Annotated in this window: 5 protein-coding genes and 3 pseudogenes; 1 reads left to right on the forward strand and 7 read right to left on the reverse strand. The window is 56.9% G+C overall.

Annotated features, from left to right (window positions below; all coding sequences use genetic code 11):
- Nucleotides 1–130: transposase domain-containing protein (locus ACMX3H_RS15425; RefSeq protein WP_415210452.1), on the forward strand; the 130-nt coding region annotated here is incomplete at its 5' end.
- A gap of 159 nt (nt 131–289) precedes the next feature.
- Here ACMX3H_RS15425 and ACMX3H_RS15430 read toward each other — a convergent pair.
- From ACMX3H_RS15430 to ACMX3H_RS15460, 7 genes and pseudogenes are all read right to left on the reverse strand, one after another.
- Nucleotides 290–910: pseudogene (locus tag ACMX3H_RS15430) on the reverse strand (M4 family metallopeptidase); the annotation flags it as partial.
- Nucleotides 911–1,094: 184 nt separating this feature from the next.
- Nucleotides 1,095–1,970 (reverse strand): annotated as a pseudogene (locus ACMX3H_RS15435) (NAD(P)-dependent oxidoreductase).
- Nucleotides 1,971–1,989: 19 nt separating this feature from the next.
- Nucleotides 1,990–2,439, reverse strand: coding sequence for a GNAT family N-acetyltransferase (locus ACMX3H_RS15440; protein ID WP_415211457.1), 450 nt, complete (start codon nt 2,437–2,439; stop codon nt 1,990–1,992).
- Nucleotides 2,440–2,690: 251 nt separating this feature from the next.
- Nucleotides 2,691–2,816 carry a hypothetical protein gene (locus ACMX3H_RS15445; protein ID WP_415211458.1) on the reverse strand — a complete coding sequence of 42 codons (126 nt, stop codon included), beginning with the start codon at nt 2,814–2,816 and terminating at the stop codon, nt 2,691–2,693.
- A 10-nt stretch (nt 2,817–2,826) separates the two neighbouring features.
- Nucleotides 2,827–3,147, reverse strand: coding sequence for a GNAT family N-acetyltransferase (locus tag ACMX3H_RS15450; RefSeq protein WP_415211459.1), 321 nt, complete (start codon nt 3,145–3,147; stop codon nt 2,827–2,829).
- 286 nt (nt 3,148–3,433) lie between these two features.
- Entirely contained in the window at nt 3,434–4,696 is a 1,263-nt protein-coding gene (locus ACMX3H_RS15455; RefSeq protein WP_415211460.1) for an oligosaccharide MFS transporter, read from the reverse strand.
- Nucleotides 4,697–4,747: 51 nt separating this feature from the next.
- Nucleotides 4,748–7,458: pseudogene (locus tag ACMX3H_RS15460) on the reverse strand (glycoside hydrolase family 2 TIM barrel-domain containing protein); the annotation flags it as partial.
- Nucleotides 7,459–7,593: the final 135 nt, after the last annotated feature.

Below are 7,593 nucleotides of genomic sequence, written 5' to 3' on the forward strand. Positions count from 1 at the left end.
CGGCAGTTGCAAACTGAACGGCGTGGAGCCGGAAGCGTATCTGCGCCATGTGCTGGCGATTATCGCGGATCATCCCATCAACAAAATCAAAGAGCTCCTGCCGTGGAACCTCACCATCCCTGCTGAATAACTGTCAATACAGCGCTGGGCGTACGCTTACGGATTATCCATGATCTGACAGCTGTCCCTTATAGGATGCGGGTTCACTAGGCATCGTAGTGGAACATATTCTTACCGGGCCATACAACAAACCCACCAATAATTCAAGACGTCCTCCACGGGGCGCTTACGTTTGGTGCAGATGGTATTGCTTCACGAGCGAACCAAATACATCGGACGAGGATTCATTCAGCGAGCCCGCCTGCTCGAAATAGATCAGGTTGGCTTCATGTTCCGTTACGCCGTGGGTCAACTCATGCGCCACCACATCAAGCACAATCGTGAAACGGTTGAAGATCTCACCGTCGCCATCGCCGAACACCATCTGTTTCCCATCCCAGAAGGCGTTTTCATAAGCACTACCGTAATGGACGGTGCCGACGAGCGGTAATCCGCGCGCATCCAGAGAGTTACGTTGAAAGACCCGCCAATAAAAATCGTAAGTGATACCCAGGTAATCATAGGCCTCATTGACCGCCACATCTTTCCCCGGCGGCTGCCCTTCTTGCCGCACTCTAATGCCGGGCAGATTCATACTGTTGTGGGTATCGTAAATGGTGCGCTTGATCTTTCCTGGCGGTTGTGCATTTGAGTAATGCGCAACCGACGGATTACGACCCATCAGGTTATGGACGTGGGTCAGGGTATGGCGCGCGAACAGGCGTTGATGCTCACTGCTTTTCTCCATGATGCGTTTCAAAAGGTAAGGGGGGATGACGCTGGCAAAACGCGGGCTGCGGATGTTCGGCATAGGAAACCTCCTGCGCTTGAAGAAAGAATCCCACCGCCGTAGGGCGAAGCCCGGCGGGGAATTGTTCTTTTAACATGGAAATTAATTATAATTCTGATAATAKATGGTAATAATTATTATTTTGTCATAAAATAGTAAGCAAAAACCTGACTTACGGCCGGTGCATGCGCCGGGCCTCGAAAGTTCAAGAATGCAGGTAACGATAGACTACCGAAATATCGCTATCGCCATGGCCGGCGTCCACCGCCTGCTGCCAGATCTCGCTAATGCGCTGCAACCCCGGCAGATTGCGCGGATCCGCTGCCTTGAGCGCCAGCCGGGCATCCTTCAGCCCCCAAATCAACGCCATTTGCGGATCATAATTATCTTGCTTGATCATATCCAGCTTGCCCTTGACATAGGGTGCCGCCAGCGGTCCGCCTTCCAGCACGCCCCAGAGATCGTCGGGACTGAACCCCAACGCCGCCGCCCGCTGCGCGCTTTCCGCCAGGCCTTCCATCATGGCGATGAGCCAGGTGTTGACCACCAGTTTAATCCGGCTACCGGCCCCGGCCGGACCCAGCCAGCGGGCGCCTTTGGCGATGGTGGCGAACACCGGTTCAACGGCCGCCGCCGCTTGGCGATCGCCGCTCGCCAAAACCAGCACCTGGGCGTTTTCCGCAGGCGCTTTGGTGCCTGAGACCGGCGCATCAATAAACACGATATCGTCGCGCGCCTGACTGACCGCCGCGATGAGCGCCTCCGTGGCTTCCACGCCCAGGGTACCCATCTGGTGGGCAAGCACCGCTTTCGGCTTCATGGCCGCCAGCGCCCCCTCAGCGCCCAACAACACGGTACGCGTCGTCGGACCGTCCGGCAGCATGGTCAGCACCACATCGGCCTCGCGCACCGCGTCAGCCGGACTTGCTCAGAGGATTGCGCCCGCCTCGGCCAAATCTTCTCCCCGCGACTGAGTACGGTTCCATACGCGCGTCGCCAGGCCTCGTTTGAGTAAATTGGCGGCAAAGGCATGACCCATGGCGCCCAATCCGAGCACCGCGACGGTAGGTTGCTTAATCATCTTGACCCCGCTTCTTTCGCTAACGCTGATATTTTATGAAATCGGTTTTGCGGGCGATCTTATCGTAAAGACGCATGGCCTGAAGATTGTCGCTTTGCGTCATCCAGTATACGCCAGCCAGCGCCTCCCGATCGGCATAGCGGTAAACCTGCTCAATGAGGCGTCGGCCAATGCCTTGACCGCGCACATGATCGTCCACGTACAGATCCTGCAAATAGAGCATCGCCGGCTGATACCAGCCGTGATCGTGCAAAATGCAGTTGGCGATGCCTACCAAATGACCGGCGCGTTCGGCGACGAAGCCACACATGCTGGGGTAGGCGTTATCCGTCAGGCGCGCAAAGGTGTGTTCGTATAGCGCATCGTCGCGAATAGTGGAATAAAAACTGAAATAGCGACACCACAGGAGTTTCCAGTCATCCTTATCGCCAGGGGCGAGGGCGCGGAGGGTCACTGCGCGGTTGTCCATAGTAGGAGCCTCCCGATTATAAAGCCAAAGCCATGACGTTATCGGCAAAACCTTCGCCCTGTCAATGGCGAACCCTTGATACGGTTTAGCCCCTGTGGGGAAAAAGATCACGGCATCGGCGCTGGCGATGACCGCCGCGCAGGGGCACAAGGACCCGGAGCGAGGACCATCGGGCGGCAGGGGCAGGGGGAAAGCGGAAAGCGCCCGCCGGCTCCCGTTTGCCCCTGCATTGCCGGTAACGGCTTGCGGGTTCAGTCCGCGGTGATGGGCGGCTCCCAGCGCATATGCCAGGCGTAATCATCGCCGGTAGTGATAATAAAGCCAAGGCGCAGGTAAAGGTTTTTAGCGGGATTGTTTTTTAGTACCTTTAATTCCACCGCTAACCCTTCACGCTGCGCCTGCTGCAGGACGCCCCGCCAGCAATTGCTGGCCGATGCCCCGGCGCTGGAATTCCGGCGCCACCTGGATCTGGCCGATAAACCAGGCATCGTCGGTAAGATAATATTTGAACAGGCCGGACAGTTTACCCTCCATCAGGATAATATGGGCATCGTTCCAGTGATCGATAATTCTGCTCGAATGCGTCTGTTCATCCGTATTGATGCCGTCGTTAATCAGATAGCCCTCCATGGTGGCGAGTCTTAACGTATACAGGGCGGGAATATCGTTGACTTCCGCCCGGCGCAGGCTGAGAAAGGTTGAGCTCATAAACACTCCAAAAAACAAATGCTGAGATTATGCGTGCCTGTAGGGTAATGAGCAATAGGGAAAGCGTTGAGGGTGGCGTGACTTCATTGCCCGATGCGGGACTAAGCGGCCACGTCGGCCTGGCGCACTGAATGCAACTGGGGAAAATCGCCAGGGCATGCCCGTGGCGCAGGGGCCTGTTTTGGCGCCTGCGCCTATGGCAGCTTCTACAATCGCGCCAGCGCTTTTATGCTTGCGCCTATGCCAGTTTATACATTCGCTCCCGCGCTTCTAGGCCTGCGTCTTGTCATTGTACGCTGGGCGCCAGCGCCGCCAGCGCTTTATGGCGCCCCGTCAGCAAAAAGGCGGAAATAAGGGTAAACGACAGGGTTATCAGACCCAATACCAAATACGCTTGATGAAAGCCGCCCTGGTCATACATTCTGCCTACCCAGGTGGACAGCACGACGCCGGATAATTGTTTCGATAAATTGAAGCCGATAAGAAACAGCGTCGCGGATAACCGTGGATCGAACGCCGAGGAAATATATTTGAAGGCTCCCACCAGCAAAAACGGGAGTTCAAACATATGCAGCGTCTTAAGAATGATGACATCGACACCGCTGGTGGCGAATGACGAGCCGAGAATGCGCACCGACATGATAATGCCCGCCACCAGCAGCACATTTTTACTGCCGATACGGTTAATAATCGCCGGGGTGAAAAACATAATCAGGCCGTTAAGCAATTCCCCGCCAGTGGTCACAAAATCGAAGATTTCGGTCCCCTGCTGGGGGCTGGCAAAAAAGCCTTTGAAGAAATTGGTGAACTGCTGATCGAAAACATCGTAAATGCTGGCTACCCCAATAACGTAAACGATAAACGCCCAAAAACGCGGCATAACCAACAGCTCTGTCGCCATTTTCAGCGAAAAGGCGCGTCGGTTGGCGCCCAATTGATCCAGCACCTGCGCATTCACATTGCCTTCAGGGCGCGATAAAAACAGCAATAGTGCCAATATCACCGCAAAACCGGAGGCAATCCAGAAGGTAATATTGGGATCAATACTGAACAAAATCCCGGTCAATGAGGCGCAAATGGCCCAACCCACGACGCCCGATACGCGCACCCGGCCATATTCAAAATGATTGGCGCGGCTGACGCGCTCGATAAACGCTTCTACCGCCCCGGAACCGCTGGAGAACACAAAGCCGAGATACAATCCCCCCGCCAGCGCGCCGGCGTAAATATTGAATTGCAGCAAGGGCGATAGAATAAAGATGAAAAACGGCGCGAACAAAATCAGCCCGATGGTAATGCTCCACAGCAGATGTTTACGCAACCCCAATTTATCCGAGATTAGGCCAAATAGCGGCTGGAACACGATAGCGAAAAACGAGATTGAGGAGAACACCATACCGGTCTCGGTTTTGCTGAGGTGATTGACGTCCGCCAGCCAGATGGGAAAAAGCGGGAAATAGGCGGACATAATGAAATAATAGAAAAAGAAGAACAGCATAAAGTAGATAAAATTATGCTTCTCCTGGGTCGTCAGCATCGCAGTCTTCATCATCGTCACCACGTTTGGTCGGTATCGGGGGGATTAAGGGGGCGAACCCCCTCAGTTCAACTGCCAGCGCAAGGTATAGCGGTAGCGTTCGTCATCCAGCAGATAGGCTTGGTGCACGCTTGGACTCCATGAATCATCGCCGCCGACGCCCATATGCGCGGTATCCAGATTGAGCCAGAGGCCGGTTTCAGGACGCAGTTGGTGCCAATGGCCTGTCTCGGTCAACTGTTTTGTACCAAAAGGACTGACCGAAAAGTGGAAGTCGCCGGTGACGCGCAGCGGGCCGACGTCGAATTCGCGGGTATGGCAGCGCATGCCGTTTTCGCTGGGGAAAATGTAGGGGTACTCATCTCGGCCAGGGGGCGCCGCCAACGGGAGAAACGGGCGGCGGTCGGGATAGTTTTCGTGCGGGCCGTCTCCCAGCCAGCCGATGTCCGGTGCCGCACTGTTAATACGGCAGGTGACGCCGACTCTGGGCAACGGCAGCAGCTGCGACGAACGCACCACCTCGATATCGGTCACCATGGCGCCGTCTGTGCTAAAGCTCAATTGCCAGCGGCTAAGCAGTAGCAGCGCGGGCCGATGGAAATAGCCCATTTCGCTGTGCACAATCACCCGGTCGCTCAGTTGCTCGGCCGTCACGCTAAAGCAGCGCTGTTCAAGGTCGAATAGACCGGCGGCGCGCCAGCGCTCCACCCAGGCGTTGGGATCGATTCTGTCCACCTCGCTGATGCCAATATCGTTGTCCAACGGCGCGCGGATGAACTGGTCAGCCAGCGGCGTGAGCAGCAGGGAGTGCTCGCCTTGCAGCCATTGGTCGAGGTAGCCGCTGCGTTTGTCGACGCGCCAGCGCTGCTCCTGGTGCCTCACTGGCCGTCTCGGCGAGCTGAGGCACGGCGCCCGAATACGCCGGCGGCGGCGCGGGCTGTAGCAGGCTAACCTGCAGGGTCAGGGCGCCCCCTCGCGCGGGCGGTGACCACCGCGGGTCAAGGGTGAGGACGCGCCGCTCCCCCCGGCGCCAGCCGCAGCGGCAGCTCGCCGCCGTGCAGGCGTTCACCCTCCAGCTCAACCCACCATGCCAAATTTTCATTATCGCTGGTGCGAAACAGGTATTCGCTCTCGACGGCAATTTGCAGCGTGGCGGCGTCTAACAGAGTGAACTGGAAGAATTGCTGTTGCTTTTTCACCTCATACAGACCGGGATGCGGGGTACGATCGGGAAACACCAGGCCATTCAAACAAAACTGCCGATCGTTAGGCGTATCGCCGAAATCGCCGCCGTAGACCCAATAGATATTGCCCTGCTCATCCTGCCGTTCCAGCGCCTGATCGGCCCAGTCCCAGATGAATCCACCCTGAAGGCGAGGATATTGGCGGAACGCCCGCCAATAGTCGGCAAAGCCGCCGTGGCTGTTGACCATGGCGTGGGCGTATTCGCACAGGATCAGCGGACGTTGCTCACCGGGCATCCCGATCCATTTCTTAATTGCCCATTTCGGCACCGCCGGTATAGGCAAATCCTCCTCCACCCGTGCGTACATCGGGCAGAGGATATCGGTGGCGGCGGTGTCGTCGGCGCCGCCTTCATATTGTACCGGCCGCGACGGATCCTGCGTCTTGACCCAACGATACAATGCATCGTGGGTAGCGCCGTGGCCCGATTCGTTACCCAGAGACCAGATAATGATGCTGGCGGGGTGGCGGTTACACTGCACCATCCGGGTGACCCGCTCGCTAAAGGCGGGGAACCATACCGGATCGTCCGCCAGCCGGCTCATGGGCTCCATGCCGGGCGTCTCAATATTGGCTTCGTCCACCACATACAGGCCATAGCGATCGCACAAACGATACCAAAGAGGGGTGTTCGGATAATGCGAGCAGCGCACGGCATTGAAATTATTCTGCTTCATCAACAAGATGTCTTGCACCATGGTCTGCTCATCCATGTTCTGGCCGTTGGCCGGGTGGTGTTCATGGCGGTTGACACCGCGTATCAGCAGCGGTTTGCCGTTCAGCTGCAGCAGCCCGTCACGCACGATAACCTGACGGAACCCTATGTCATAGGCTTCCGCATCCACCAGATGTCCTTCACCGTCACGGAGCGTCAAGACCACGCGGTACAGGGCGGGATCTTCCGCGCTCCACAGCCGCGGCGCCGCGCCCGGCACATGCAGCCATGCCCGCTCGGCATAGCCGCCTCGCTCATCCACCGGTCCTGTTCCCAGCGGCTGGCTCTGCTCAGCGACAAGGTGATCCTGCCACCACAGCGCGACCTGCACTTGATAGGATGCTAGCGCGTCAGGCTTTGCGCTGATAGACGCGCCTACCTTCAGCGTGCCGTGGCTGAACAGGGCATCCAGCTCGGTATCGAGGCGAATGTCGCTAAAAGTGGCGTCGGGTTTGTGCAGTAACGCCCCCGAGCGGAAAATACCGCTCATACGCCACATATCCTGATCTTCTAAATAACTGCCGTCGCTCCAGCGCAATACCAGCACGCACAACCGATTGGCGCCGGGGCGCAGGGCATCGGTCAGATCGAATTCGGCCGGCAGGCGACTGTCCTGGGAGTAGCCCAGCCACTGGCCATTGCACCAGAGATAAAAGGCCGAACTGACGCCGTGAAAAATAATGCGCGTGCGGCCGTGAGCCTGCCACTCGGCCGGCAATTGTACGCTGCGCGCATAGCAACCGGTGGGATTGAGCGCCGGCACCTGCGGTGGATCAACCGGGAAGGGATATTTCACGTTGGTATAGATGTAAGCGCCCCGTGGAGGACGTCTTGAATTATTGGTGGGTTTGTTGTATGAGACAGTAAACCTACGTTGCACGCTTATGCTCATTGTATTTTCACATTGTATTGATTTTAATAACTTTTATTTCCATCCCGGTTTGAGTGA

Source organism: Sodalis sp. (in: enterobacteria) (genome assembly GCF_047607725.1).
Classification (GTDB): Bacteria; Pseudomonadota; Gammaproteobacteria; order Enterobacterales; family Enterobacteriaceae; genus JBLKSS01.

Bases quoted from the DNA above. Each gene is read 5' to 3' on its own strand.
- ACMX3H_RS15440 (WP_415211457.1), bottom strand. From the start codon at position 2,439: ATGGACAACCGCGCAGTGACCCTCCGCGCCCTCGCCCCTGGCGATAAG.
- ACMX3H_RS15450 (WP_415211459.1), bottom strand. From the start codon at position 3,147: ATGAGCTCAACCTTTCTCAGCCTGCGCCGGGCGGAAGTCAACGATATT.
- ACMX3H_RS15455 (WP_415211460.1), bottom strand. From the start codon at position 4,696: ATGAAGACTGCGATGCTGACGACCCAGGAGAAGCATAATTTTATCTAC.